This window comes from Vibrio sp. Of14-4 (assembly GCF_022347625.1).
Taxonomy (GTDB): Bacteria; Pseudomonadota; Gammaproteobacteria; order Enterobacterales; family Vibrionaceae; genus Vibrio; species Vibrio pristinus.
This window is the reverse complement of the sequence record NZ_JAKRGI010000004.1, coordinates 282152-308583: the sequence shown is the minus strand read 5'-3', so window position 1 is coordinate 308583 and position 26432 is coordinate 282152. Positions and strand designations below refer to the sequence as shown.

31 protein-coding genes are annotated in these 26432 nt (G+C 38.5%); 29 read left to right on the top strand and 2 right to left on the bottom strand.

All coding sequences use genetic code 11. The features are described 5' to 3' along the window. Positions 1–10: 10 nt before the first annotated feature. The 26 genes from MHN79_RS06645 (at position 11) to MHN79_RS06520 (ending at position 19223) form a co-directional block, all read left to right on the top strand. A complete protein-coding gene (locus tag MHN79_RS06645) occupies positions 11–1132 on the top strand; it encodes a tetratricopeptide repeat protein (RefSeq protein WP_239172203.1) in 1122 nt (373 codons plus the stop codon). A 3-nt stretch (positions 1133–1135) separates the two neighbouring features. After that, complete coding sequence (locus MHN79_RS06640; protein WP_160931432.1) at positions 1136–1399, top strand: flagellar biosynthetic protein FliQ; 264 nt, start codon at positions 1136–1138, stop codon at positions 1397–1399. Positions 1400–1401: 2 nt separating this feature from the next. Beyond that, positions 1402–2178: a flagellar biosynthetic protein FliR gene (locus MHN79_RS06635; protein ID WP_202408649.1), complete on the top strand. Its 777-nt coding sequence runs from the start codon at positions 1402–1404 to the stop codon at positions 2176–2178. A gap of 3 nt (positions 2179–2181) precedes the next feature. Continuing rightward, positions 2182–3228, top strand: a complete 1047-nt coding sequence (locus MHN79_RS06630) for an EscU/YscU/HrcU family type III secretion system export apparatus switch protein (protein ID WP_160931430.1) — start codon at positions 2182–2184, stop codon at positions 3226–3228. A gap of 77 nt (positions 3229–3305) precedes the next feature. Beyond that, entirely contained in the window at positions 3306–5258 is a 1953-nt protein-coding gene (locus MHN79_RS06625) for a flagellar biosynthesis protein FlhA (RefSeq protein ID WP_275436159.1), read from the top strand. 7 nt (positions 5259–5265) lie between these two features. Beyond that, on the top strand, positions 5266–5913 hold the full coding sequence (locus tag MHN79_RS06620; RefSeq protein ID WP_160931426.1) for a flagellar hook basal-body protein: 648 nt from the start codon (positions 5266–5268) through the stop codon (positions 5911–5913). Positions 5914–5916: 3 nt separating this feature from the next. After that, the gene (locus tag MHN79_RS06615; RefSeq protein ID WP_239172202.1) at positions 5917–6675 is read left to right on the top strand and encodes a flagellar hook-basal body complex protein; all 759 of its coding nucleotides are present in this window, start codon (positions 5917–5919) and stop codon (positions 6673–6675) included. Between the two features lie 224 nt (positions 6676–6899). Then, a complete protein-coding gene (gene flgA / locus MHN79_RS06610; protein WP_239172201.1) occupies positions 6900–7352 on the top strand; it encodes a flagellar basal body P-ring formation chaperone FlgA in 453 nt (150 codons plus the stop codon). Further along, positions 7349–7927 (top strand): flagellar basal body L-ring protein FlgH, encoded by a 579-nt coding sequence (locus tag MHN79_RS06605; protein ID WP_160931420.1) that lies wholly within the window; start codon positions 7349–7351, stop codon positions 7925–7927. Before flgA ends, MHN79_RS06605 begins: the two co-directional genes overlap by 4 nt. Before the next feature lies 1 nt (position 7928). Next, a complete protein-coding gene (locus MHN79_RS06600; RefSeq protein WP_160931418.1) occupies positions 7929–9050 on the top strand; it encodes a flagellar basal body P-ring protein FlgI in 1122 nt (373 codons plus the stop codon). Positions 9051–9226: 176 nt separating this feature from the next. Continuing rightward, entirely contained in the window at positions 9227–9379 is a 153-nt protein-coding gene (locus MHN79_RS06595; protein ID WP_160931416.1) for a hypothetical protein, read from the top strand. After that, positions 9380–9775, top strand: coding sequence for a hypothetical protein (locus MHN79_RS06590; protein ID WP_239172200.1), 396 nt, complete (start codon positions 9380–9382; stop codon positions 9773–9775). Between the two features lie 2 nt (positions 9776–9777). Further along, positions 9778–10038: a flagellar hook-basal body complex protein FliE gene (locus tag MHN79_RS06585; protein ID WP_239172199.1), complete on the top strand. Its 261-nt coding sequence runs from the start codon at positions 9778–9780 to the stop codon at positions 10036–10038. A 3-nt stretch (positions 10039–10041) separates the two neighbouring features. Beyond that, positions 10042–11388 carry a flagellar M-ring protein FliF C-terminal domain-containing protein gene (locus tag MHN79_RS06580; protein WP_239172198.1) on the top strand — a complete coding sequence of 449 codons (1347 nt, stop codon included), beginning with the start codon at positions 10042–10044 and terminating at the stop codon, positions 11386–11388. Then, positions 11375–11731, top strand: a complete 357-nt coding sequence (locus MHN79_RS06575) for a hypothetical protein (protein WP_239172197.1) — start codon at positions 11375–11377, stop codon at positions 11729–11731. Before MHN79_RS06580 ends, MHN79_RS06575 begins: the two co-directional genes overlap by 14 nt. Positions 11732–11749: 18 nt before the next feature. Further along, positions 11750–12379 carry a hypothetical protein gene (locus MHN79_RS06570; protein WP_239172196.1) on the top strand — a complete coding sequence of 210 codons (630 nt, stop codon included), beginning with the start codon at positions 11750–11752 and terminating at the stop codon, positions 12377–12379. Further along, a complete protein-coding gene (locus MHN79_RS06565) occupies positions 12369–13688 on the top strand; it encodes a FliI/YscN family ATPase (protein WP_239172195.1) in 1320 nt (439 codons plus the stop codon). The genes MHN79_RS06570 and MHN79_RS06565 overlap by 11 nt, the downstream gene beginning before the upstream one ends. Further along, on the top strand, positions 13666–14127 hold the full coding sequence (locus tag MHN79_RS06560) for a hypothetical protein (RefSeq protein WP_239172194.1): 462 nt from the start codon (positions 13666–13668) through the stop codon (positions 14125–14127). The genes MHN79_RS06565 and MHN79_RS06560 overlap by 23 nt, the downstream gene beginning before the upstream one ends. Then, the gene (locus MHN79_RS06555; RefSeq protein WP_239172193.1) at positions 14066–14755 is read left to right on the top strand and encodes a hypothetical protein; all 690 of its coding nucleotides are present in this window, start codon (positions 14066–14068) and stop codon (positions 14753–14755) included. The genes MHN79_RS06560 and MHN79_RS06555 overlap by 62 nt, the downstream gene beginning before the upstream one ends. Before the next feature lie 4 nt (positions 14756–14759). Then, positions 14760–15185, top strand: a complete 426-nt coding sequence (locus MHN79_RS06550; protein ID WP_160931398.1) for a flagellar hook capping FlgD N-terminal domain-containing protein — start codon at positions 14760–14762, stop codon at positions 15183–15185. Between the two features lie 18 nt (positions 15186–15203). Next, on the top strand, positions 15204–16349 hold the full coding sequence (gene flgF, locus MHN79_RS06545) for a flagellar basal-body rod protein FlgF (RefSeq protein WP_239172192.1): 1146 nt from the start codon (positions 15204–15206) through the stop codon (positions 16347–16349). Continuing rightward, positions 16346–17005, top strand: coding sequence for a hypothetical protein (locus MHN79_RS06540; RefSeq protein WP_239172191.1), 660 nt, complete (start codon positions 16346–16348; stop codon positions 17003–17005). The genes flgF and MHN79_RS06540 overlap by 4 nt, the downstream gene beginning before the upstream one ends. Positions 17006–17011: 6 nt before the next feature. Next, the gene (locus tag MHN79_RS06535; RefSeq protein ID WP_239172190.1) at positions 17012–17242 is read left to right on the top strand and encodes a FliM/FliN family flagellar motor C-terminal domain-containing protein; all 231 of its coding nucleotides are present in this window, start codon (positions 17012–17014) and stop codon (positions 17240–17242) included. Positions 17243–17497: 255 nt separating this feature from the next. Next, positions 17498–18142: a flagellar type III secretion system pore protein FliP gene (gene fliP / locus MHN79_RS06530; protein WP_239172189.1), complete on the top strand. Its 645-nt coding sequence runs from the start codon at positions 17498–17500 to the stop codon at positions 18140–18142. A 6-nt stretch (positions 18143–18148) separates the two neighbouring features. After that, the gene (locus tag MHN79_RS06525; protein WP_308218919.1) at positions 18149–18694 is read left to right on the top strand and encodes a sigma-70 family RNA polymerase sigma factor; all 546 of its coding nucleotides are present in this window, start codon (positions 18149–18151) and stop codon (positions 18692–18694) included. Then, positions 18687–19223: a hypothetical protein gene (locus MHN79_RS06520; RefSeq protein ID WP_239172188.1), complete on the top strand. Its 537-nt coding sequence runs from the start codon at positions 18687–18689 to the stop codon at positions 19221–19223. Before MHN79_RS06525 ends, MHN79_RS06520 begins: the two co-directional genes overlap by 8 nt. Positions 19224–19357: 134 nt before the next feature. On the opposite strand, the gene MHN79_RS06515 is transcribed toward MHN79_RS06520, so the two are convergent. Further along, complete coding sequence (locus tag MHN79_RS06515; protein WP_239172187.1) at positions 19358–20998, bottom strand: alanine/glycine:cation symporter family protein; 1641 nt, start codon at positions 20996–20998, stop codon at positions 19358–19360. A 169-nt stretch (positions 20999–21167) separates the two neighbouring features. Between MHN79_RS06515 and MHN79_RS06510 the strand changes: the two genes are divergently transcribed. Continuing rightward, positions 21168–22616, top strand: coding sequence for a PLP-dependent aminotransferase family protein (locus MHN79_RS06510; RefSeq protein ID WP_239172186.1), 1449 nt, complete (start codon positions 21168–21170; stop codon positions 22614–22616). Here the strand turns inward: MHN79_RS06510 and MHN79_RS06505 are convergent. After that, positions 22600–23985 carry an aminotransferase gene (locus MHN79_RS06505; RefSeq protein ID WP_239172185.1) on the bottom strand — a complete coding sequence of 462 codons (1386 nt, stop codon included), beginning with the start codon at positions 23983–23985 and terminating at the stop codon, positions 22600–22602. The two genes, MHN79_RS06510 and MHN79_RS06505, sit on opposite strands and share 17 nt — an antisense overlap. A 214-nt stretch (positions 23986–24199) precedes the next feature. Here MHN79_RS06505 and MHN79_RS06500 point away from each other — a divergent pair, with 214 nt between their 5' ends. After that, the gene (locus MHN79_RS06500; RefSeq protein WP_239172184.1) at positions 24200–25012 is read left to right on the top strand and encodes a sulfite exporter TauE/SafE family protein; all 813 of its coding nucleotides are present in this window, start codon (positions 24200–24202) and stop codon (positions 25010–25012) included. A gap of 17 nt (positions 25013–25029) precedes the next feature. Continuing rightward, positions 25030–26400: an aldehyde dehydrogenase family protein gene (locus MHN79_RS06495; protein WP_239172183.1), complete on the top strand. Its 1371-nt coding sequence runs from the start codon at positions 25030–25032 to the stop codon at positions 26398–26400. Positions 26401–26432 lie beyond the last annotated feature (32 nt).

Sequence of the window (26432 nt, the reverse complement as noted above, 5' to 3'; positions counted from 1 at the left end):
AGGCATCACTATGACAGTAACAGAAAAGTTAAGACAGTATTTAATGGTTGATCCGACAAATAGTGAGTTGGCTTTGCAGTTGATAGAGTCACTTGCTGTTGAAGGCAAGACTCGTGATGCCTTAGAGTTTCTCCAGACATTCTATAATGCGGAGGAACACGACTTTCGTTTCCTGGCTTGGTCTGCCCATCTTCATTTAGCGCTATCTCAATTTGAGAATGCAATAGAAAACTATCAAACACTATTTGCAATGGGTCATATTCATCAAGCACACCAAATCAATTGTGCTTATGCTTACTATTACAACTCAAACTGTACAGCAGCACTTGATCTGCTTAATGAGTGCCATTCTTCAGAACCAGAGCATATTCTGCTTAAAGCTAGATGTATGAGTGATGCGGATGAACTGGCACCTGTGATTGAAATGCTCAATGAGACAGATTTTTCATCTTCAAACGACAAGATCGTCAGTGACAAAAAGGGTTTGCTTTCTCTACTGTATCTTGACAATGGTGACTATACTCAGGCGCAGAAATTTTCTGCTGAGACATTAGATAAAGATGAAGAAAACTTTGATGCTAGGCTTGTGAAAGCTAGTCTTTCATTGTTTAAGTTTGACATTGAAAATGCCGTTACCGATGTGAACCTTTTATATAATGTTTATCCATCGATTGGACGAGTAATCGTGCTTAAAGCACTCTTAGAAATGTCTCTTAAGAACTTTGTAGCAGCATTAGAACTTTACAAACAAGCTTGTACTTTGATGCCTGAGCATGTTGGTACTAGGGTTAACTTGGCTTGGTGTCACTTTTTGACCGGAAATATTGATCTAGCCGAAGTTACCTTCGAAGAAGCCATAAAAATCGACCGGACTTTTTCTGAGGGGCATGGTGGGCTCTCGTTAATTAAATCTAAGCAGGAAAAGTGGATAGAATCTAAAGAACTTGCAAGAACAGCATTAAAGTTGGATAAAAACTGTGCATCTGCATTATTTAGTCGAGCTTTGTATTTAAAAAATATTGGAAGAGATAATGAGGCTAATTTGATTATGAATGGGTTAGTCGGTTCCAAATCTGAGATGACAGGTAAAAGCCTTAAAAATATCATTCTTGAAAGTCTTAGAATTGGTTAATATATGAATAGTGATTCTGCAAGTTATTTACTATCAGAACTTATGAACGTGGCTTTTTTGGTCTGTAGTCCGGTGTTATTTGTAGCTTTAGGTGTTGGAGTCTTAATAAGTATTCTTCAGGTGGTAACTCAAATACAAGAAATGACATTGACTTTTGTGCCTAAAATGCTCGCCGTAGCAGGCACCATAATGCTATTGTCAAATTGGATGTTAAATTTATTAAAAGAATTTACTGAGTTTACATTTTACTACGCTGCTGGTCTATAATATTGGATTTAAAAGAAATTAACAGCTCAGGTTATATAGTTTTTTTTATATTAGTAGCCGCTAGAGTCACGCCACCTTTGTTGTTTAAAAGTATCAACCCTTTATATATGATGCCATCTTATATAAAGACAGTGGTTCTCATTTACGTAGCACTATTTATTAGCATAAATGTTTATGAAGAGAATACGATTGAAAATATACTCTCCTTGAGCAAGGCAGATATTGCATTTGCACTTTTTACTGAGTTTTCAATTGGCTTAGCTTTTTGGTTTTCTCTAGTATTAACTTATGGAGCATTAATGACCATGTTCCAACTTATAGACATGCAGGTAGGTTTCAATCCTTCGGGAATTTTTAACCCTTCGATGAATCAATCTGAACCAATATTAAGTAGAGCTCTTATAATATTTACATTTTTACTTTTTTTTGCTTTTGATGTTCACTATCTAATTATATATATGTTATCATCTATAATGAGTTATTATCCTATTTTAAGTGGCTTTGAGGTTGTCGATGTATATAAGCTGATGGCAGTATTTTCAAGTCAGATGATATTCTCAATGATATTGGTGTCACCAGTCATAATATCAGTTTTTTGGGTTGAAGTTATTTTAGGTTTATGTAGCCGGATGATGCCGCAGGTTAATATTTACTTTGTTGGTTTGCCCGCGAAAGTGCTTATGTCAATGGTCACCCTTGGACTTATTTCAACACATGCTGAAGCAACGATTGCAAAGATTTTTGATAAAAATTTTTCGTTTTGGGATTCACTTTACTAGTTAATGAGTACTGAAGAGAAAAGAGAAAAGGCGAGTCCCTACAAATTAGAGCAAGCCAGAAAAAAAGGGCAGATCGCAAAGAGTAATGATTTTAATTCATTAGGAGGAATTTTAGTCTTTTTACTTTCTTTATGCTTCTTGTTTGGATTTATTGGGGTGAATATTAAGTCTGTTATGCAAGAAATATTAGTTAGCGCTAATTTATTTAAGCATGAACACAACTTTTGGGTTATAAAAAGGGTTTTTTCGAGTTACTTGACCATAGTTATGCCTGTGATGCTCATAAGTTTGTTAGTTTCTGTTGTATTTAACTTGTTACAAACGCGGGGTCTCATCAGTTTTTATCCACTAAAGCCAGATATAAAAAAAATCGACCCAATAAAGGGGTTTAAAAAGCTTTTTTCAATGAAGGCGTTTTTTGAGTTAGTCAAGAACTCAATAAGAATAGGGGTATTAATTGCTCTTGCATACTACATGTATTTCTATGTTGTAAAAGAAGTCCATGTTAAAGGCATTTCAGATATTAATGGATTTCTAAAGTTCACCTATGATTTGATATTGTCAACTATATTTCTGTTCTTAATTGTTATGATGCCTTTTGTGATCATTGACTTTAGATTTCAGAATTGGTCTTTTTTGAAACAAATGAGAATGAGTAAAAAAGAGGTGAAAGATGAGTATAAGAATCAGGAAGGTGACCCAGAAATAAAACAAAAAAGGAAGAAGCGTCAAAGAGAGTTAAGTGAAAAGCTAGGTTCATTGTCAAATGTCTCTTCTGCAGATGTAATTGTAACTAACCCAATTCATATAGCAGTCGCATTAAAATTTAATAAAGACAAAATGTTAGCACCGAAAGTGGTTGCAAAAGGTAAAGGCAACATAGCAGAAAGAATAAAAGACATAGCTAAAGAAAATGAGATTGTCACAAAAGTAGATATACCTCTTGCAAGAAAAATATATAAAGAAGTAGGTATAAATTCTGAAATACCTCCTGATATTTATGATGAAGTGGCCACTATTTATAGATGGCTGTATAGTTTAGAAAAGTAAGGCTTATTTTGTTTAAAGATTATTTGATAAAAGACTGGACTAGCAACCTTTTTATCATTGGTGTGGTTTTGATACTAATGGTAGTGTTTTTGCCAGTTCCTCCAGGACTATTAGATTTTTTACAAATAGTAAACTTTAGTGTTGCCCTATTAATACTTCTACTAACCTTTTGTACAGATAAGCCCTTAAGCTTTTCCACGTTCCCATCTATTATTCTAATTGCTACGCTGTTTCGATTAGCGCTCAATATTTCAGCAACTCGTTTAATACTTGGTGATGGTGATGCAGGAGAAGTAATTGCTGCGATAGGGGAATTTGTCGTTTCAGGTAACTACATCATTGGTTTCATAGTTTTCATCATTCTTGTTGTCGTTCAGTATGTGGTTGTAACCAATGGCGCCCAAAGAGTCGCTGAAGTGGCGGCCAGATTTACACTCGACAGTATGCCTGGTAAACAAATGGCAATTGATGCCGATATGAACATGGGGCTTATCGATGAACATGAGGCAAAAGAGCGTCGTGCAACGATAGAGAAGGAAGCGAACTTCTATGGCGCAATGGACGGAGCGACTAAGTTTGTTAAGGGAGATGCCATTGCCGGAATCATTATCATATTAATCGATATTATTGGTGGCGTAGCAGTCGGTGTCACGCAAAACAATATGAGCTGGTCGGATGCACTGACACTATATTCATTGCTTACAGTCGGTGACGGTATAGTAACACAGATTCCGTCGCTCATTATTGCAGTTGCGACGGGCATTATTATTACGCGTGCAGCGACAGATTATGAACTCAGTCATGAAATCGGAAAACAGGTATCTTCTCATCCTAGGACTTTAATACTTGTAACCTTTGCACTCATTATTGCGCTTGCTTTAGGTGTGTTACCCACATTACCTTTGTTATTGGCAATTGGTATATTTGGCGCCTGTGTGTTTTGGGCAATCCGTGCGAATGAGAAAAGTAAACAACCTACACCTAAGCATGATACTGATAAAGAAAGTCTTAATGAAATTATAAAAGTTTATCCAATTGAAGTTGTTCTTGCTCCTACGCTAAAGGAAAAATGGCATAGTGTGGATTGGAATCTAGACTCGAAACTTGAGGCGCTAAAGGTTTCGATAGCGAAGGACTTTGGGTTTATATTTCCTGATGTACATGTACGTTCATGCCAAGATATAGAAACAGAAACATACGAGATCTATATCCATGGTGCTCGGTATGCTCGCGGAGCACTTAGACCGACTAAAACGCTAGCTATTGGCCAGCTTGAGCACCTAAAAAATATTCAAGGAGAGAAGACAAAAGAACCAGCCTACGGCTTGCCTGCATTATGGATTGATGATGACCAGAAAACCTTGGCACAAAGTCAATCTTGCACGCTTGTTGACGCTGGAGCCATTCTTTTTACCCACGTGTCTGAGACGCTCAAAACACAGATGCACGATATTATATCGAGAGCGGATGTGGAAAACCTGCTAAGCCATGTTCGAAGTGATAACTCATCTTTGGTTGATGAAGTTGTACCTCAAGTAATGTCTTTGTCTGATATCCATCAGGTATTACGTTTGTTGCTCGCAGAGAAAGTCAGTATTCGCCACATTGAGCTTATTCTGGAAGTTTGCTCTGAGAATAGCGAACTAGCAAAGACTCCAACAGCTATGGTTGAAAAAGTCAGAGAGAGACTAGCGTTAAGGATTTGCTCTAGATATCTAGATCCAAGTGATAGCCTGAATGTTATTACTATGTCACCAATAGCTGAAGCGCGCCTTAAGTTGACATTAGATGGAAATGTTGGTGAAGACTCTAATGGTCCACCTGATGTGGAAAATGTGATCTCCCAATTAGTAGCCGAAAGCGAGGGTTTGATATCAAAGGGGCTTGAACCTGTATTGCTTTGTTCAAGTGCATTGCGCTTACCACTTAGGCAGATAACAGAGCGGGTTATCCCTAAGCTAGCTGTGTTATCTGCCCTCGAAGTCAAGGGTGTCTCCTCGGTGAAAACAGTCGGACAAGTGAAATTGTGAGCGCTTTATGAATAAAATTCCCGAAATTGTACTGCAGTCGTTTAAGACCGACTTAGAAAGTATCGAACGTGTCAGCACTAACACAGCTAATGTCACAACACCAGGCTTTAAAGCATATTTGAACACATCATCTAGTGTCGATAATAGCCAAGGTGAGTTAAAGAAAACGTCACGTCCAATGGATATTGCCATAGATGGTAGTGGGTGGTTTGTTGCTCGTAACGGCAGCTCAATGATCCTGACTCGCAACGGACAATTTCACAGGAATGCTGAGGGCTTTTTATCCACAATGTCGGGCTATGTATTACAAGGGTATAGCGGTGATATTTTTGTAGGTGACGGAAAATTAAGTTTAGGCCAAGAAGGGCAAATCCTGATTGATGATACAGTTCTTGATAAGTTTCTAATTTCTACACCAACCAATTCGCAGCTTGAGAAATACAAAAATGGAGAGATTCAGTTAAATTTGAGCGAGAAGCTCAATATCTCTGAAAATAGTGTGCTTAGACAGAGTTATGTTGAACAGTCTAATGTTCAACCGTCAGATTCTGTTCTGCAAATGATGCTCCTAAATAAACATACTCAAACTATGCAAAAAACTTATCAAACATACAATCAGATAATACAAAAAACCATATCTGATCTAGGAAAATAATCGATGATTGAAGCACTAAGTAAAGCAGAAATGGCGCTGCGAACACATCAACAGCATATAGATATGATTTCAAATAACGTATCGAATATCAATACTCCCGGATACAAGGCATCAACTCCTGTATTTAATAATTTAGTTTCTCCACCAAGTAGCGACGAATCTAGCCAATTAGAGATCGGCCATGGTGTTGAAATTTCAGGTTCTGTCCATCGTTTTACCGATGGTGAATATAAGTTTACGGGTTCACCCTTTGATCTTGCGATTCAAGGTAATGGCTTGTTAGAAGTAGAGCTTGAGAATGGAGAAACAGCTTTTACGAGAGTTGCAGCACTTAAGAAGTTACATGATGGTTCTTTAGCTACCGTTCAAGGGCATAAACTTTCTGCCAATGTTACGGTTCCACCGGATGTTGAAGAGGTAAAAATCGATCGTAATGGTAAAGTCCTCGGTAGTATAAGAGGTGAATCGGAACTCCTATCTCTTGGTCAATTGGAACTTGTTCTTTTTGATGCGGCGGAAGCCCTTAAAATGGGTGACCAGGGGCTCTGGTATGAAACAGAATTGTCAGGGCAACGCCAGTTCTTGAATCCAGGAGAAGATGGAGCTGGCACCATTCTTCAAGGGTACACCGAAATGTCGAATGTTAATATGATTGAGGAAATGGTGACATTAATGGCAGCCCAAAGAGCTTACCAGCTTAATTCGAGAGTCATTCAAACCAGCGATCAAATTTTGGAAACAATTAATAACTTGATTCGATGAAAAATCATTATTTTTGGTCGGTTTTAATTTGTATTTCTTTTGTGTTTAGTCATTTTTCTCTAAGCAATGAATATGCTGCGGGCGCACATGAAAGGGTGATCGATCACCTCTCCAATCAAGGGTTTAATCACCTTACTGTTACTCAATTAAATCAGAACATGTGTGGAGATACAGTATTAAGCTTTGACCAAGTGAGCTGTAGATATGAGATTAACAGGTGTCGAGTGGTATATAAGGAAGCTCTGGCAGGTGAGTCGAAAAAATCATGCTCTTTCTGGTTTCGTATAGAAAGTTTTCATTTGGGATGGAAAGCAAGGATTGAATTAGAAAAAGGCCAGATAGTTGATCAATCCAATGTTGAGTGGGGAATGACCGATGTAGTGCCCTGTATAAGCAAACTAGCGATAGAACAAGAACAAGTATTTGGGAAATCTTTAAGACGTACTCTGAAACCAAATGATGCTTTGTGTTTGCATGACTTAGAGGAAAGTAAGGATGTTAAGAAAAATAATATGGTGAAATTGATATCACGAAGTGCAGGGTTCGATCTTGTTCTTTCCGCTAAATCCTTGCAGGAAGGTAATATTGGCGAGGTGATTAAAGTTCGTATTCCTGGTTCAGCGAATGTGTTGCTGGCGACTATTATCGGTAAACAACAAGTAGAGCTTATGCAATGACGATAAAAAAGTGTCTTTTGAACTTATTGGTGTCCTCAGCAATTTGTTTTAGCGAGGGTATTACCGCTATTGAGTATGACATTGAAAAATATTCCGCTACATGGGCAGATCAAAGAGCAACCTCAATAGGAGATGTCGTGACTATATTAATAGAGGAAACGGCTAAAGCGAGTTCTTCTGCTGGTTTAGACGCTGACAACAAGCACTCATTGGGACTGTCGCACCAAATTGACAGCCATTCATTTTCGATGGATGCAGGTCTTAATGGTTCGATGTCTGGCGAATCGAGTACGTCGAGAAATGGAAGCATTAGTGCCACTATCACCGCTAGAATTACTGAAATTGACCCACATGGATTGTTCAAGATTTTCGGCGAGCAATTTGTAACAGTTAATGGTGAAGAACAAAAGATAACCATAGCTGGTTTTGTTAGGCCTGAAGACCTTAGCTCTCAGAACTTGGTTATATCCTCTCGTATTGAATCAGCAAAGATAGAGCTTAGCGGTATTGGTGAGGTTAATGACAATCGCGATCCCAATGTCTTCCGTTTGCTATTTCGTTGGTTAGGTTTTTAATATGAAACGTTTTCTCATCTTAGTGTTCCTTTTCGCTAGTTTACCTATTAATTCTTATGCTCAAGAGAGCTATGTTAGGTTAAAAGATATCGCTAGATTGGAGGGTGAAAGAGATAATGCGCTTATAGGATATGGCGTGGTCGTTGGTTTAGCTGGTAGTGGAGATTCAAGAAAAAATAAATCCACGATAAGAAGTATTTCAAATACCTTGAAATCGTTCGGTGTACTAGTAAGTGACTCTGAAGTTAATAGTAGGAATGCTGCTGCTGTTATGGTTACCGCCAATATTGGAAGCTTCGCCGAAAAAGGCGATAAGCTTGATGTCTCAGTTTCAGCGATTGGTGATGCCAGAAGTTTAGTCGGAGGCACTCTACTACTTACACCTCTGGAAGCGATAAATGGCCAGACTTATGCTATAGCACAAGGTCAAATATCAGTCGGAGGATACAAGTTTGAACAGTTTGGAAATACAGAGCAAAAAAATCACCCGACTGTAGGGATTGTACCAAAAGGCGGTACGATTGAGCGTGATAATATTGCTAAGATGGTTAATGACAACGGCAAGGTTGGTATTGTTCTCAACAACTCAGATTTTGGGACTGCAATCAATGTAGCCGATGCTATTAAAGGCTTGGGGTATCAGGCGGAAGCAATACATTCAGGAAAAGTTGAGGTAGCCGTTCCGTATAAAAATAAAGGTGACTTAGTTCGGTCTATTGCTCAAATAGAATCTCTGAATGTTCTAACTGATGAAGAAGCTCTGATTATTGTTAATGAACGCACAGGAACAATCGTTTCTGGTGGTAATGTAAAAGTAAAGTCAATAACCGTTGCCCATGGAAACTTAGAACTTAGCATAAAGACAAAATATAATGTTAGCCAACCCAATAATAATATTATAGGAAGTTTTAACCAACCTTCAGGAAGTACCATTGTAACTCCAGATACAAAAATCAGTATAAATGAGAAAGTGGGTAAGGTTAAGCAAACAGAACATGAAACGACAGTATTTAACTTAGTAAAAGAGCTAAGGCAACTTGGGTTATCAACTAGAGATGTCATTGTCATTCTTCAAGCCGCAGATAAAGCGGGTGCTATCAACGGTAAGTTAATTATTCAGTAAGGTTCACAATGGAAAAAATCAATACGATATTAAATGAAATATCGATATCACTAGAAAAGATATCAATACAAAATAGAATTAATAACTACAACCTAATATCGAAAAGGCTTAATAAACCGCAGTATACAGCTTCTTTCAATGATATTTTAACGGGCAATAGTCAGAACACGAAAAGTATGAGAAATATAGTTTCACTTACTGAAACTGAACAAAGCCTAGAACAGATAATGATGCAGTCGATAGACCTTTCCAGTAAAAGTGGCCAGCTTGTTGATGTGCTTAATCGACGCCTGGAAATTGAGAGGCTTGTCATGAAGGGTATGCGTTAAGTGATTAACCTATCATCCATAGATTTGATGAAGCTTTCTTTATCATTAGAATCTAGAAGGCTAGAAGCAGCTTCGGAAAACCTTGCAAATATTAACAAGACTTATTCGAATAGCTCTGATGTGCCTGGAGAATTTTATCTGAAGGTGAATCAATTACCAAATATTACTGATGTAGTTATTGGCCATACTCAATCACCAGATTTTTTAATAGAGGTAGATAAAAGTAAAAAAAGAGCCGAATATCAATCTGGTAATATTGAATATAGAGTTGATATAAACCTAGAAGAAAAAGTCATAGACTTAAACGAAGCAAAAAATGCCTATGAAGCTAGCATTCGTCTTTTTAATAATTCCAAGGAGATATCAAGGAATATCATGAAAATAGGTGGTAAGTGACAATGAAAGTAGAAAAGATAGGGTTTGAAGAACTGCCTAAATTGGGGAGTGTAGATCTCAATTTACAACCTGGCAATGTTAGCTTTAGTGATAGATTAAATAGAATCGATGATACTATATCCGCATTAGCTAAAGGTGAGCAAGTTGATTTGCATACGCTCTTAATTGACATGGAGAAAGCTAAGTTAACTCTCGAGTATACAGTAGCGATGAGAGATAAACTGGTTGATGCCTATAAAGAAATAACAAGAATGCAAGTATAAAAAATGGAAATAAGTAAAAAAGGCAAATACCTCCTAGTTTTTGGTAGCTTAGCAATAATTATTCTTTCAATAATCACTTATATGTACTTTGTCGGTAAAGAAAAAGTGCTGCTTTTTTCTGATCAACCGCAAAAAACATTAGCGTTAATATCTAATAGTCTTAATGAATCAGGAATAGAGTTCAGCTATCCACCATCTGGAGTTAATGGTTTGATGATATCTGAAGGCGATATAGGAAAAGTTAAAGTACAACTAGCTAATGATAATGTCTTTGGGCCAAAGATCGTCGGCTTTGAGCTATTTAATGATTCCCAGCCTTCAATGTCAGAATTGTATCAAAAAGTCAATTATCAACGAGCTCTCCAAGGGGAGCTGGAGAAGTCGATTCTTCTCATTCAAGGCGTCGAGTCAGCACGAGTGCATTTGGCCATACCGAGAGAAAAAACATTTTCTCGAACTAAGACCAAAGTTAAGGCTGCCATTACTCTTGGTTTGGACACTGATGGAATGGCCAATATGGCAATGATTATGCGTTCTGTACGTGAGTTAGTATCTGGTTCGGTAAACAACCTCTCTCTTGATGATATCAGTATTCTTAATAACAAAGGGGAAGTTTTATCATCAAATGATGATGGAATGATAGAAGGGACTATTGGCTTAAAGTCTCAGCTAGAAAAACAGGTCGAGATGAAAATTGTTTCTTTACTTGGTTCTTACTTTAGTGCTCAGGATATCGGTGTATCTGCTTGGGTTACTTTAAACAATGATCAAGTTAGTGAAGTATCTCAAGGTGTCGATGAACGTTTTGATCCTGTTGTTAAGCAAAGGACGACAGAAGTTCAGCTTGGTAAGAACAAAAAGAGTAGTAAAGAAATAACAGATGAACAGTTTGTATATCGAGAAGTGACAAGAAATATCGATTACGCAAAAGGTAGCATCGAGAGATTGACCGTAAGTATAATTACTCCGGCAACGAAGTATCTGACCGAAGATAAGTTACGCCAACTTATAACTAGTGCACTCTCACTGGATTATTCACGCGGTGACTTACTCACTGTTGTTATTGCAGAGAGGCCTAACTTGGATGTATCTCCAGACCCAGTTAAAGTAGTAAGCCCAACTCCAGTCGATAATTTACAAAGCGTCCAGAAGACATCAAATGCTTCGTTTAGCATTTTTTCAGGTCCTTATCTGGTTATACTCATCACTATTCTCACGTTTATTAGCGCAGTTCTTCTTGTGCAAAATCGTAAACTTAAAGCGTTGGAAAAACTTACGCCAGGAGAAGAGAAAAAAGTGTTAGAAGGGTTAAATATGTGGCTAGAGGAGAAGCAAATTGAACAGCGGTGATAATGCTTGGCTCCTTTATCTGAAGTCTTCATCCTCCATCAGAAAAAAGGTGCTTTCAAATCTAGATGTTTCGATGAAGAAGCAATTGGAAGCTGAGTTAAATAATATACCAAAGCTCTCATTAAGTGTTATTAGAAAAGCTTTTGAGAACAGTAAAACAACTCATGATACAGAAGTAAGAGTATCTAACCCTGAACATCAAGAAATGACTAATGTGCTAAACTTTTTAGTTCAAAGTGAATCATTTTCAGCTGAATCTTTGCCTGAAGCATATGTAGTCCATAGTCGCTTGTCACCCTCAATGAAACGCGCACTACTGCATTATACAAATACACAAAGATAAACAGTTAAAGGTTCCAATATGTCAATGTTTAATTCAGCTTCAGTAAAGCAGCATATTGAAGAGGTATTCTCTGAAGAGCTTAAGTCTATTTATGAGGAACATAAAAAAAACGGTATACGAGATGGCCTATCTCACAGCCGTTCGTTAGTTGACGAGCAGTTGAAAGAAGCACAAAAAGAGCTTGAAACACTAAATATTTCAATAGATCAAAAAAGAAATACTTTATCACGATTAGAAGAACAGTGTACTGATGACCAGAGAAAGCAAAAGATATGGACGTGTTTTGAACAATCACTGGAGAAATTTAGTCAAACACTGATTAATGAAAAAAAGATACTTGATACACACTTAATACATAATACTGTAACAGCATTTGGCGGTTTATTTAGTCAAGAGGTTGTGAGTAAGGCACTATTTAGTTATGCATTAGATAAATTTGATGGCCAATTGATTTCAATAGAAATGTCCGAAGAGTTGTATGAATTGAATCGAGGTGTATGTACAAAAAATATAGCTGTAAAGGTAAGTAACGAACTGCAAGTTGATGAAATATTAGTATGCCTAAAACATCATGATGTGAGAGTGTCTGCACAAGATATTAAGCTACACATTAAAGAGAATTTACTGGAGTTAGTTCGTGCGCTCTGATTTCCTAGTTGAAAAAATTTTTTCAGGCGTTAATCCTGACAGCTTATTGGATAACTATGGAAAAGTAACGCAGGTCCATGGTTATTTTATCGAAGCAACAAATCAAAATGCTAAAGTCGGTGAAATCACTAAAGTAAAGAATAGAGGTGAGGATCTAGAGTGTGAAGTGGTTTCAATCTCCAATGATACAGTGCTCTTAGCTCCTCTAAAAATGCCATCGGGTATCGGTGTTGGGGATAAAGTTTGGTATTCAGGAGCACAAGCGAAAGTTAAACATCTTTCAGAGCCATTTGGTCGAATTCTCAATGGCTTGGGGGAGGATATCAGTACTAAAAAGTTGAACGAGAGCAATGAGCATATCATGTTGACTACAGAAACTCCGGCTTTGAGTCAACGATCTTCAGTAGATACTATAGCTTTAACTTCTATTAAGGTCATTGATCACCTACTTCCCATAGGAAAAGGGCAAAAATTAGGAGTGTTTTCTGGCTCAGGGGTGGGCAAATCAACATTACTTAATAACATGCATCACGCAATGCAGGCTGATGTGAAAATTATTGCTATGATCGGCGAGCGTAGCAGAGAAGTAATCGAGTTCTATGACAACTTTATCAATTTCAACCAAAGTAAAGATACATTCATTGTAGCTTCGACTTCTGATGAAAGCCCGATGATGAAGCATCGAGCGCTTAATGTAGCACTATCTTACGCAAAAGCGTTTTGCGACCAAGGTAAGCATGTATTGCTCACCGTGGATTCTATTACCAGACTAGCCCATGCTTTGAGAGAGGTGGGCATTTCTAGAGGTGAGTTGCCTATAGTCAGAGGATACCCACCGTCAGTATTCACTGAGTTGTCTAAAATTGTGGAAATGTGCGGTAACTTCGTTAATGGCGGAAGTATTACTGGTTTGATGTCTGTTCTCGTGGATGGTGATGATGAACACGAGCCAGTATCCGACTATATGCGAGGCATTCTAGATGGACATCTTTTCCTAGAACGAAAGCTTTCTGACATAGGATTATATCCTTCTATTGATATATTGAAAAGCAGGTCCCGAGTGTCAGAAAGAATATTCAGTAATGAAAGTAAAATTATTGCTAAACAAATAAAGTTTGCTTATAGCAGGTATGCTGATATAGAAGATGTTGTTAAAACTGGTATTTATACACGCGGCACTAATGCGGAAATTGACGCGACTATCAAGATCAAATCTAGGTTGGATAAAGAGCTCTACTCTTCTGGAAGAACGTTATCAAAAAGCCTTATCAGTGATATAAAAAACTATGCAAAAAGTTATTCGGATTAAGTATTTAGTAAATCAGCAAGAGTTTTATAAAAAATGTACAGATAAAAAAAACATCTCTCAAGAGATAGAGTGTATTAATAAGAAAAAGCAACAAATGAGCCGTGAGATTAACATGTGGTCGACAGAATCTTTACGGTTGGATACTGAAATTGTAAACCCAATTATACATAGTATGCTCCTTCATCAAGAATCCTATGAGTCACTTCTGAAGGATAAGGTTTCCCAGAAGTTAGAATTGGAAGAGGAATTGGCTGGATTAGAAGCAATACAAAAGTCTTTAAAGAAAAATTTTGATATGCTCGGCAATAGAAATAAAATTTCAGTTTTTAAAGACAATTTTAAAAAAAATTTAGACGACACATTATCTAGGCAAATTTATGCAGAAAGCGTCAGAAATACTTGGGACATCAACAATTTTTCAAGAAAGGCAAAAAAGTAGTAGTGATGTGCCTAATGCTGAATGTAATGATCAGTTTTCTTCGCTTCTAGATATAGAGAGAAAGTTAAAAAATCAAGATCAAAGCGAAAGTAAAAATACAGACTTGTATGAGCAAATAGTCTTGCGAAGAATTTCTGAAGGTAAAAAACTTAGTGTAAACAAGTCCAATACGGATGTTTACTATCACTCTCTTTTGGCATCAGGTAGATTTATAAATTCAAGCATTGATGTAAATAACGAAAACGTAAATCTAATCCATAGCTTCGAATGTAGTAGGGCTATCAATGAAAATATAAGTATTTTCAAACCTTTGAGTGTTGGTTTCAACTTTGATATAATCAACATTAATTATGATAGTGTAGTCAAAGGCCAAAAAAAACTTTTAAGGCTTTCGAGGTACTCTGATCTGAATAATGCTCGTTTCTCTGAGAAGACATCTCCACCATACTATGCTGTCGAGTACTCTAATATTTTTATTAAAATAATAAAAAGTAAAGAAAAGATCATAGTCTATATTCGCGATTATAAGGGTAAAATAGGCAATGAAAAAATTAGACAAATACCTAATAAATTCAGGGGTTATTTTTCTGGAAATATAGATATTAAGCACAATGGGATATTTCGGTGAATGAATGGCGATACAACCAATAAATGGCATTAGTCAGACGAATAACATATCTAATGTTAATTCAGCTTTAAGACAAGATGATTTTATTAAACTATTTATGTCTCAATTAAAAGCTCAAGATCCCTTAGAGCCGGTTAACAATCAAGATTTTCTTGCTCAGATGGCTCAATTTTCTTTGTTAGAGTCAAGCCGAATGTCTAACCAAGAACTTTCGGCTGTGCGACAGCTTGTTGAGTCTACCCAAGGAGTCAGCCTAATCGGGAAAACCGCTGAAACTATTTCTGGAGGCAACTCTGTAATGGGAGAAGTTATATCTGTTGGTTTTAACTCTTCAGGTACTGTTGTTTCTCTTAAATCCAAAGATGCTTCGGGCGAGGATTTGTATCTGAATGATGTGCCAGTAGGCAACTTGTCAAGAATATATAAGTAAGGGAGTGAAACATCGCTTATGTTCCAAGCATTTTACAATGGCTTATCAGGAATGAATTCCAGTAGTAAAGCACTAGATGTCGTTAGTGATAATGTGTCAAATATGCAGACGCCAGGATTTAAGGCTAAAGATGTATTCATGCAAAGCGTCGAGACCCGATCAAAAGGTCTTGGTTCTCAAATATCTGAGATTCATCAAAGATACAATCAGGGAGAAATTTCTCAAACTGGAAACTCGACTGATCTATTCATAGATGGACGCGGCTTATTTGCTCTTCAACATGGTGATGAACGTTATTATACCCGGGCAGGTATGATGAGGTTTAATGAAGAAAATATCCTAGTAGACAAACAAAGTGGATTTGAAGTCATTGCATTTGATCATAGTGATCAAATCGGTGTAATTGATGCTTCTGATAAGCTCTCGATTCCAGCTGTTCCGACAACTGAAATTAAATTACGTGGTGAATTATCAGTAGACGAGGGAACGGCTAGCCTAGAGGAAATCGGATATGTAGCTGATAATGGGTCTTATCAATACTTAAATGCAAAGATAAGTAGAGTTGGTGACTCTGAGTCATGGACTGTCTCAATATTAGATGGCCGAAATAATGAGGTAGGCACCGGAGAGATTAACTTTGAATCTAATGGAACACTTAAATCAGGATCGACAACAATTTCCATTGGTCTGCCTAATGAGCAACTGATTAGCCTGAGCTTTGGTGAACCCGGGTCTCTTTCTGGTGTGATTCTGGGACAACCGGGGCAAGCTTCTTCTTTGAAGGTGGATACCGTAGATGGGAGTACCGAATCTCCTTACAGCGAAGTTCGAATTGGTGAAAGAGGAGAAATCACGCTGATTTACGGTAATGGTGATGAAAGTGACTTGGGAACACTAGCCTTGGCTAAAGTGACAAATTACGAACTCTTTAAAACCCACAAAGGTCACCTTCTGAGTAGAACTCAAGGCACTCCTGATCTAGTCAAGATAGGAGAGGGGTTGGACGCAAAACTTATTGGTGGGGCGATTGAATTATCCAATGTGGATCTAGCTAGAGAATTCGGTGATATGATGGTTATTCAGAGATCGTATCAAGCAAGTTCGAGAGTTATGACTGTTGCCAATCAGTTAGTCGAACAACTTTATGGTGGATCTGGTAGATGATGAATATTAGCTTGGAAAAGTCCTCACAGGAAAAGGTACTACAAGAAATATATGAGTCTATTTGGAGTATTTCGGGTACAAATATAAATATTAATCCTATAGATAAAATATCGATAGATAGTAGAAGTACCGTTGTGTCTGGTGAACACTATGAGATTTTCTTTGAAGACAAAGCCATTGAACGATATTTTTACTATGAGTTTGGACGTGATTTTATACATAAATCCAAGTGCATCCAACAAGAGCTGCTCAAGTACTCTGTGATTGAAAAGATAAATAAAATTTTAGATTCTAACATTAAGAGAAAATCAAGATTAAATTTCTTTAGAGTTAATGGTAGTGAAAGTTTAATTATAGGAGTTTCTGAGGAAATCTTATCGAATAGCTTTCAGAAAAACTACTCCAGTTCAGTAGGTAAAAATATTAGCAAAGAAAAAATAATTTCTATATGCAAGGATATGAAAGTTTCACTTAACATCACATTACCTAGTGTTGAAGTAAGTGCTAAAGATTTAATGTCTTTGAAAGTAGGCGAAAAAATTAGTTCTAATAGAAAAATTAAAGAAGGGCTAAGACTAAAGTATGATGACTATGAGTTACCAAGTAAAGCATTGCTTTTAGTTGATAATAATAAAAATAAAATAATTTTCGGATGATATATTATGAATTTTGATAATTTTAATAGTGTTAGAGTGGAACTTGAAATTAATATAGGCTCGATAGAAACAACTCTTGATAACGTCATGAATGTTAAGACTGGCAATGTTATAAGCTCAGGAATTAAGCTTTCTGAAAAAGTATCTGTTGTTTTGAATAACAAGCCGATAGCCCAAGGTATTCTTGTTGAGCAAGACGGATGTTTTGCTGTTGAAGTAACAGAAGTTATGGAGTAATAATGCAGTTTAGCATCGAGTATATCTTGGTGCTTTTTCTTCTCATTGTTTTATTGATATTTATCCCATACCTATCCAAAACTAAGTACGGAAAGAAGATTAAGGATGGCAATAAATTAAAGATTAAAGAAAAAGTATACCTTGATAATTCCACAAAGATATATGTCCTCGATTATGAGGGGAGAAAGCTATTTATAGCATCTAACTCATCATCTATATCTATTTCGGTTGATAATATAGACCAAGGAAAAAGAAATGAGTATTGATTTTTCTCATCCAGTAATTCAGTCTGTTCTCTTATTCTCACTAGCGGCACTAATACCACTGCTTCTTGTATCGGCAACTTGTTTCACCCGCTATGTTATTGTTCTATCATTATTAAGAACCGCTTTAGGTTTACAGCAAACTCCGCCGAATATTGTCATTATTTCAATGGCAATGTTCATGAGTTTTTTCACTATGACACCATTGATTGGAGACATAAAGCAATCGGCTTACGATCCATATACTCGGGGAGAGATAATACAAGAAGAATCTATCGATATTGGTTTGAAAACATTCTCTAAATTCATATACGAAAGAGTAGATGATAGCGATTATGATTTTATTAAAAACCTTACCGAGGAGAGCTCACAGAATTTTAATATAATAGGGTATGATCTGACTATACTGATTCCAGCATTTATGTTGTCAGAATTGAAAGCAGCCTTTCAATTTGCATTTATTATATTTCTCCCATTTATATTAATAGATTTAATTGTAGCGAGTATTCTAATGGCTCTCGGTATGATTATGCTTCCTCCAATTTCTATATCTCTACCTGTTAAGTTATTGATATTCGTGCTGGTAGATGGTTGGACATTGATAGTCGGAAGTTTGATAAAAGGTTTCGGAATATAATTTATAGTGGGTAATATAAAAAGAATCACGTATTTTGAAGAAATATATGATTGGTGTTATATGATGGCACAAAAATTTTTCCGTCTATATGGTCACATGTCAAGAGTCGACTTTGATGACTATCTAAACACAGCCTACGTCGTAGCTCTGGAGTCGTTAAAAAAATTTAGACCTGAAAAAGGAAAATTTAAAAATTACATACTTAAGTGTATTAACTATGAACTTAGGAAGCTTACTTTCAATAGTTACAGAGAATTTTATTATTCTATTTCTATTGAAGAGTTTATTATAGATCATAAAGATAACTATCGATTATTATCTCTTCACTATGAATTTAATGAACAGAGTTTCCTGATGACTAAAAATTTTATTGATAATGTTCTTTCAATTCTCACTGATAGTCAGCTTGACCTCATCTATTGTCATTATTATAAAGGCATGACATTTAAAGACATCTCTAAAAGCTTGGGAGTTTCGCCATCAAGAGTATCTCAACTACATTCTGAAACAATACTAGACATTAAAAAAATAGGATTTCACTCTAATGATTGATAATTTAAACGAAGAAGAAGTACTTGCTTTGCTCACATACTATGTGAAGTCTAATGAATTAACCAAGGCTCTAGAGCTTTGTAATGGTAGAGAATTTGAGTTAACTTCAATTACATTTATTCATGCAGCGATACTTTGTCAAATAGGTTTGTATGAGAGAGCTATTTTACTTTTTAAAAAGGTAATAGAATCTGACCCCGATAATCAATTATGTCGTTTTCAGTTAGGAGTTGCATACTTTTTCTCAGGAAAGAATGATCTGGCTGATGAAGTATGGGAAGGGCAAAGTGAGTTTATTGATTTTATAGAAGCATTTAGACTAATTTCTAATAATAAATTTTATGAAGCTTCGAATAGATTAGATAACTTTATCTATAATAATAAATCTTATCCAGAACTTAACCTAGATGCTGAAAATTTGAAAGAGAAAATAAATAGATTGGAACAGAGTGAAATCCAAGAAGAGCATGATGTGAATGAATTAGTAACTAACGACGTTGAAACATTGCTTTCTATATATAAACAATAGTTTTAAAAAGGGAGCATTATCAGTTCGTCTAAGTTTATTGGGTAGAGAAGTCAAATAACTAGAAAGCCCAGTTTATTATCTATCCTGAGCTTTCTATATTATTTTTAGATTGAGAAATTCACTAGTTTATAAACCTAGGCACGCTCTGACTTGTAATTGGATCGCTTAACAATCCGATACCAAAAGTTACTACCATGTATGCGTGTGTCGCTAGTTTTCTCGATAAGGCGATAGTTTACAATCTCTCCAAGCTTAATTCGGTTTAGGTAGTCTTCGACCTCACGTTTAACCAGTGGAGCGAATAAGTACAGACCGAGGACGTTGGGAACTGCAATTAAAAATACCAAGGCATCGGAGAATTGAAGCACAGCGTCTAGGTGAATCATGCTGCCCAAAGCGACAAAACTGCAGAACATAAGTTTAAATAAAAGTTTTGAGTGACGCTTCTCACCGAAGAGATAAGTCCATCCTTTCAATCCATAATATGACCAAGCAATGGTGGTGGAAAAAGCAAACAGCAGAGCCGCAATGGCTAGTGGGTAAGGGGCCCAAGTAATATGATGGGCGAAGACTGCTGAAGTAAGTTCAATACCGACAAGTTCACCATGAATAAGACCGGTAGGATAAGCAGTAGAGATAACAACCAAGGCGCTGAGAGTACAAATAAACACGGTGTCAATCAGTGGTTCGAACAAAGAAACCAGACCTTCTGAAGCAGGTTCATCAGTTTGTACCGCAGAGTGGGCAATGGATGATGAACCTATTCCGGCTTCATTAGAGAATACCGCCCGCTGGAATCCAACTATAATGGCTCCTATCGCCCCGCCAGTGGCACTTTCGAGGCTAAAAGCGTGCGAGAATATAAGCGATACAGCATTGGGTAGATGCTCAGCGCTCATGGTCAGAATCACGCAGGCAGAAACCACATAGAGAATCGCCATGATAGGAACAAGCTTGGCGGTAACCTTGGCAATGGAACTAATACCGCCAAGAATGACCAAAGCGACCAATACAGCCATAATCACGCCAAAGAGCCATCCTTTATCAGCAAAGAAGCTTTGGCTTTCCCCTGTTACAACTAAAAGCTGAGCATAGGCTTGATTAGATTGGAACATATTGCCAATTCCCAAGCATCCAATAACCAGAGCGAGTGCATAAAAACCGCCTAAACATTTACCCAACCTTGGGTAGTTGCGACTTTTTAAGTAGTGCTCAAGGTAATACATGGGACCACCGGAAATACTACCATCTGGATTCACTTTTCGATATTTAACACCCAAAGTGCATTCAACCAGCTTGGTCGACATGCTAAGAAAGCCAGCCATGATGAGCCAGAAGGTTGCACCTGGTCCACCTATGGTAATCGCAACGGCAACACCACCGATATTACCAATCCCTACAGTCCCTGATATCGCGGTAGCAACGGCTTGAAAGTGAGAAATTTCTCCGGTCGCTTTTGGATTGGTGTAGTCACCTCGAATTAAGCGAAATGCCGTCCCTAAACCGCGTAAATTAACAAAGTTTAAGTAAAAGGTGAAAAAAACAGCGGCCATGCTTAGCCATAAAACAATGATGGGCACGGAATAACCGAACAAGCTAATTTCGTAGAAAACAATCGAAGACAGTTGTTGTGCAATAGGAGAAATGAAGGAATTGACCTTCTGGTCGAAGTTAAGCGCTTGGTTTGGTTCTGTGGCGAAAGAGGGAAAAGATAAAGTGGATAGTATAAACCAAAGTAGTACCCGAAGGGGTGAATTAGGCGGATGTAGATGCATGGAATAAAGTCCTGCGTTATTAACGGCATAGGACTCATCATAGATAAAAGGTCGGATTACTCTTAGAGCCAGAAGTGTGTTAAAAATGGGGCCAACTAGTTAATAAATTGTTGATAATAATAACAAAATGAAGCATCTATTTTACATTAAGTTCGGCAAGGGTGCCAGTTTGCAAACCCAGATTAAGAACATGATCAGTACGAGTATCCTCGATGGTCACATTCGTTGCGGCGAACCGCTCCCCTCATGTCGAGAACTGGCAAAAACGCTAGGAGTTTCCCGCAATACTGTGGTTCTAGCTTATGAAAAGCTGATTGAGGAAGGGTATGTGATTGCCAAAGAGAGAAAGGGATTCTTTGTTCATTTTACCTATGACGAGAATCTAGTGGCAAGCCACTCTTCTTTACCCCCAAGGGAAGCATGTGTTAATTGGGATAACAAACTAAGACTTGTACCGTCTCGGCAACAACATTTGCATAAACCAGATGCTTGGCGGCAGTGTGAATACCCATTTATTTATGGGCAACCTGATCCTGAATTTTTTCCTGTTAGGGAGTGGCGGGAGTGTACCCAACGAGCAGCGCAGACTCTGCAAGCAAAAGAGTGGTTGCAAGACCGCATCGATGAAGATGACCCCTTATTAATCGATCAGCTTAGGACTCGCATTCTTGCGCGCCGAGGGGTTCGCTGTAACCAAAATGAGATCTTGCTTACAGTAGGTACTCAGCATTCACTTTACCTGTTGAGCCAATTGCTTGGAGGTCTTGGCACTTGCCTCGGACTAGAAACTCCTGGTTATCCCGATGTCCGCCACATTTTTGATCTTAACCAGACAAAACTTCGTGAGTTGGACGTAGACAAAGACGGATTGGTTGTGAACCAAAAGATCGATGATTGTGACTATGTATTTGTAACGCCTAGCCATCAATCACCCAGCACGGTCACCATGCCGTTAGAGCGTCGCCTTAAGCTTTTACAGAAAGCTGTTGACCATGACTTTGTGCTCATTGAAGATGATTATGAGAGCGAGCTTAACTTCTATTCAACGCCAACCCCGGCACTAAAGAGTTTAGATAACGAAGGCAGAGTGATTTATGTCGGTAGTTTGTCGAAAACACTAGCTCCGGGTTTGAGAGTTGGTTACTTGGTTGGACCAGAGCATCTAATACGAGAAGCACGTGCGTTGAGGCGATTAATGATGCGCCACACGCCGGCCAATAACCAACGCGCGTTGGCGCTTTTCCTAGCCGGTGGTTACCACGATACCTTGGTACATAGGCTGAAACTTAGATATGCTGAGCGTTATGAATTGCTGAAAACAGCATTGCAAGAGTTCATGCCTAGTGTTGAAATGGCACCATCATTGGGTGGAAGTGCGATATGGCTTAAAGGACCTCAAGGTTTAGATTGTGTCCGTTTACAAAGAGAAGCACTAAAACATGGCGTTTATATCGAGACTGGAATCCAACACTTCCATCAGCTCTCTAACGTCAAATATGAGGCAAGTCGATATTTCCGGTTGGGGTTTTCTCTGATAAAGACGGACCGCATCCAAGATGGGGTCCGCTTATTATCTCATGCTATTGAGCAAGTACTTTCGCCTACAAAGCTGGTGTAAGTAATTTCTCTTCGACTTCGGTCAGTGCCTTGTCGATTGCCTGTGCGATCAGATCTATTTCATATTGCTGAGTGACAAGCGCAGGACTTAAACACAGGGTGTTATTGAGTGTCTGGAACGAGCGGTTCGTTCTGCCAATAATAACGCCGTGTTTTACGCAATGAGCTGCTACTGCAACGCTTACACTCTCGTCAACAGGCTGCTTGGTTGCTTTGTCTTGCACAAGCTCAAGGCCAACAAAGAGTCCTTTGCCACGCACATCGCCAACAATGGGATGCTTTTTCTTCAACTCAAGCATCTTTTCTTTCAGGTATTCACCTTGTATACGTGCATTTTCAACCAAGTTCTCTCTTTCTATAATCTCTAGGTTAGCAAGCGCTGCGACAGGTCCTGCGGTGCAGCCTCCAAACGTAGAGATGTCGCGGAAGAAGTCCATACGATTGGTTGTATCTTGGTCATGGATCAGTTGATAAACGCGTTCTGTCGTCACTGTACATGAGATAGCGGCATAACCTGATGCCACACCTTTGGCCATAGTGACGATATCTGGTTGTATTCCGTAGTGTTGATAACCAAACCACTTACCAGTTCGTCCTAGGCCACATACTACTTCATCGATATGTAATAGAACATCATACTGGCGACATATTTCTTGTACACGTTGCCAATAGCCAGCTGGTGGCTCGATAACGCCGCCTCCTGCTGTTATAGGCTCAAGACAAATGGCACCAACTGTATCAGGCCCTTCTCTAAGTATTACTTTTTCAATTTCATTAGCTGCTTTAAGACCATAATCTTCCGTCTCGCCCCATTGAGAACGATACTCACAACAATGAGGGACACTGACAAATCCAGGGGTAAATGGACCGTATTGATCGCGTCTTTCTTCTTGACCTGTCGCGCTTAAGCAAGCGATGGTTGTGCCGTGGTAGTCACGCTCGCGATAAAGTATCTTGTGCTTTTTGCCACCATATTTTTTGGCTGCAATTTGTCTGACAAGCTTAAATGCTTTCTCGTTGGCCTCAGAACCAGAATTAGAGTAATAAACACGGCTAAGTCCAGGCATTTTCTCCAGAAGCTTTTCTGCAAAGCGCGTGGCAGGAAGGTTGCCGGCTGTTTGAGCAAAGTAGTTCATCGTCACTAGTTGGTCTCTAACCGCATTGGCGATTTCTTCGCGACCATAGCCAACATTGACACACCATACGCCCCCTGAGACTGCATCTAAGTATTGTTTACCGTGAACATCCCAGACATACATGCCTTGGCCTTTTTCGATCATCATAGGCGTAGCTTGGTGCGGTTTCATATGGTGCCAGACGTGTTCATTATTGCTGTCAACCAGTGATTGAATATCCATGTCGTTCATCATCAGCTCCTTAAGATTACTACTTTTTATAACGGCTTAACTCTGATGTTCGATGAATGAACCATTAGTTCAGGCTAACTCACCGCTTGCTTAGTTAAGGTGTTGTGTATGTAGATAAAGTTTACAGACCTATGAGATGAGGTGAATAGAGCCAGATTTAGACAGATTTTAAGTCCAGTACTGGTACCAAAAAAACTGGTTGTTGGCTCTACGAACAATGGTTTATGTCACCTACATTAATGGTTCTATTTATGACTGGGTAGTAAAACAAGCAATGGACGTTATTTCTCTGTCAACCACAACCTTAGCCTTATCTACCTTGGTGGTGGTTTTGGCTTCCGTGCTATCCAGCTTGACAGGGAGTGCTGGTGGAATTTTGATGTTCACTGGCATGAGTATATTCATTCCAGTAAGGCCATTAATTGCAATTCACGCATCCATTCAGATTGTGGGAAATGGAATTCGGGCTTGGCTACTGCGCCGTGACGTCTCCTTCAAAATGTGCATACCATTTTGTTTTGGTGCTTTGATAGGTGCTGCATTGACGACTCGGTTGCTTGTGGAGCTAGTCAGTGATTTATTTGCTTTATATCTTTTACTCTTGCTTATTGCCTATACACTGTTTAGACCTAAAAAATTGCCGATGTTGAAGATTAAGGATAAAAATTTTTTTTGGGTAGGACTGGCTGCAGGTAGTTTAGGAATTATTGCAGGTGCGGTTGATCCCTTGCTCACGGCATTTTTCATGCGTGATGACTTATCAAAGGAAAGTATTGTTGCCAACAAGTCTATCATGCAGCTTTTTGTCCACTTGACTAAAATACCTGCGTTTCTCTATCTGGGCTTTTCATTTTCCGATAATGCAGGTTTGATTATAATTTTTGCTGTGGCAGCTTTTTTAGCAACAAAGTTGGGAGTATTCTTGCTGACTAAAGTAAATACAGCCTTATTTTTACGTTTGATGTGGTGGGCACTGTTTATTTCTGGCGGGCAGTTAACCTATCAAATTATCACCTTACACCTTCAATAGAATAATAGGAATGACTTATGACGTTGGCTTATCAGGTAAAAAATCCTTATACACAAGAGAGTATTGGTGAATTTCACTTTAGTTCAAAAGAAGAAATTGGAAACTGTCTTGAAACTCTTAAGAAAGGGCGTGAAGTACAGTCTAATCTGAGGGCTTTTCAGCGTTCTGATATCTTGCGCAAACTAGCGGGTTTATTAGAAACACATGCTGAATCTTTAGCAGTGATGATAACTCAAGAAACCGGCAAAACGATTGCAGATAGCCGAGTCGAGTTAACACGTGCGATTAATACCACCATTGCTTGCAGTGAAGAAGCACGTCAAATCCAGGGGGAAGTGCTGGACTCAGATGCTTATGCACCTGCGAGAGGAAGAACGGGTGTCGTTCGTTACACCCCCATTGGAACCGTTTTATGTATTACACCTTTTAATTTCCCTATCAATATAGCAATGCACAAAATAGGTCCTGCTTTTGCTGCAGGAAATCGCATTATACTGAAGCCAGCACCGATTAATCATGGTTCAGCAGCAAAGTTGGTCGAACTTTGCTACGAAGCAGGTATTGCAGAAGAAGTGCTGCAACTTGTTGTGCCTGATATTGATCAAATGGCTGGCTTAGTGAGTCATCCTGATGTCAACGCGGTTAACTTTACTGGGGGACATCCGGCAGCTGAAGCTATCGCTGCGCATGCTGGCTACAAGAAAATGCTGTTTGAATTAGGAGGCAGTGATCCACTTATTGTCATGCCTGATGCAGATCTTAACGCAGCTGTTAATGCCGCTATTCAACAGCGTTTCGCTACTGCTGGCCAGCGTTGCACAGCTGCTAAACGTCTGTTTGTCCATCAAGATGTCTATAAAGAGTTCCGCGATATACTGGTTAAGGCCAGCAGTGAACTTGTTGTCGGTGATCCTTCTAAAGAAGAGACGTTTGTCGGGCCGCTAGTCAACGAACAATCCGCTATTCAAATAAAAGACGTGATTGATCAAAGTGTAAAAATGGGTGCTACTATTGCTCTTGGCGGACAAAGAGAAGGCAATATTGTATTTCCAACCATACTGGAGAATGTGCCAGATGATAGCCCAGTGATGTCAGAGGAAGTTTTTGGTCCGGTTATCCCATTGCGTGAGTTTGCGTCCATCGATGAAATTATTCCTGTCATTAATAGCAGCGATTATGGTCTTCAAGCAGGTGTCTTCACCCACGATTTGAGAACAATACATAGATTGTTCGATGAACTGGATGTGGGGACTCTAGCGACCAATGATGGCCCTGGCTTTAGAGCTGAACATTTTCCTTTTGGAGGCGTTAAGCACAGCGGTATCGGCCGAGAAGGTATAAAGTATGCAATAAGAGAAATGTCGGTCACTAAGACGCTAGTACTATAAACTCATCCCCTGTGGTGTGACAGTGCAGTTTG

Coding starts and splice junctions, on each gene's coding strand:
- MHN79_RS06625 (WP_275436159.1), top strand. CDS start 3,306: ATGGTAGTGTTTTTGCCAGTTCCTCCAGGACTATTAGATTTTTTACAA.
- MHN79_RS06495 (WP_239172183.1), top strand. CDS start 25,030: ATGACGTTGGCTTATCAGGTAAAAAATCCTTATACACAAGAGAGTATT.
- MHN79_RS06600 (WP_160931418.1), top strand. CDS start 7,929: ATGAAACGTTTTCTCATCTTAGTGTTCCTTTTCGCTAGTTTACCTATT.
- MHN79_RS06595 (WP_160931416.1), top strand. CDS start 9,227: ATGAGAAATATAGTTTCACTTACTGAAACTGAACAAAGCCTAGAACAG.
- MHN79_RS06500 (WP_239172184.1), top strand. CDS start 24,200: ATGGTTTATGTCACCTACATTAATGGTTCTATTTATGACTGGGTAGTA.
- flgF (WP_239172192.1), top strand. CDS start 15,204: ATGTTCCAAGCATTTTACAATGGCTTATCAGGAATGAATTCCAGTAGT.
- MHN79_RS06570 (WP_239172196.1), top strand. CDS start 11,750: ATGTCAATGTTTAATTCAGCTTCAGTAAAGCAGCATATTGAAGAGGTA.
- MHN79_RS06560 (WP_239172194.1), top strand. CDS start 13,666: ATGCAAAAAGTTATTCGGATTAAGTATTTAGTAAATCAGCAAGAGTTT.
- MHN79_RS06605 (WP_160931420.1), top strand. CDS start 7,349: ATGACGATAAAAAAGTGTCTTTTGAACTTATTGGTGTCCTCAGCAATT.
- MHN79_RS06515 (WP_239172187.1), bottom strand. CDS start 20,998: ATGCATCTACATCCGCCTAATTCACCCCTTCGGGTACTACTTTGGTTT.
- MHN79_RS06540 (WP_239172191.1), top strand. CDS start 16,346: ATGATGAATATTAGCTTGGAAAAGTCCTCACAGGAAAAGGTACTACAA.
- MHN79_RS06520 (WP_239172188.1), top strand. CDS start 18,687: ATGATTGATAATTTAAACGAAGAAGAAGTACTTGCTTTGCTCACATAC.
- MHN79_RS06580 (WP_239172198.1), top strand. CDS start 10,042: ATGGAAATAAGTAAAAAAGGCAAATACCTCCTAGTTTTTGGTAGCTTA.
- MHN79_RS06620 (WP_160931426.1), top strand. CDS start 5,266: ATGAATAAAATTCCCGAAATTGTACTGCAGTCGTTTAAGACCGACTTA.
- fliP (WP_239172189.1), top strand. CDS start 17,498: ATGAGTATTGATTTTTCTCATCCAGTAATTCAGTCTGTTCTCTTATTC.
- MHN79_RS06535 (WP_239172190.1), top strand. CDS start 17,012: ATGAATTTTGATAATTTTAATAGTGTTAGAGTGGAACTTGAAATTAAT.
- MHN79_RS06615 (WP_239172202.1), top strand. CDS start 5,917: ATGATTGAAGCACTAAGTAAAGCAGAAATGGCGCTGCGAACACATCAA.
- MHN79_RS06555 (WP_239172193.1), top strand. CDS start 14,066: ATGCAGAAAGCGTCAGAAATACTTGGGACATCAACAATTTTTCAAGAA.
- MHN79_RS06640 (WP_160931432.1), top strand. CDS start 1,136: ATGAATAGTGATTCTGCAAGTTATTTACTATCAGAACTTATGAACGTG.
- MHN79_RS06645 (WP_239172203.1), top strand. CDS start 11: ATGACAGTAACAGAAAAGTTAAGACAGTATTTAATGGTTGATCCGACA.
- MHN79_RS06585 (WP_239172199.1), top strand. CDS start 9,778: ATGAAAGTAGAAAAGATAGGGTTTGAAGAACTGCCTAAATTGGGGAGT.
- MHN79_RS06550 (WP_160931398.1), top strand. CDS start 14,760: ATGGCGATACAACCAATAAATGGCATTAGTCAGACGAATAACATATCT.
- MHN79_RS06630 (WP_160931430.1), top strand. CDS start 2,182: ATGAGTACTGAAGAGAAAAGAGAAAAGGCGAGTCCCTACAAATTAGAG.
- MHN79_RS06505 (WP_239172185.1), bottom strand. CDS start 23,985: ATGATGAACGACATGGATATTCAATCACTGGTTGACAGCAATAATGAA.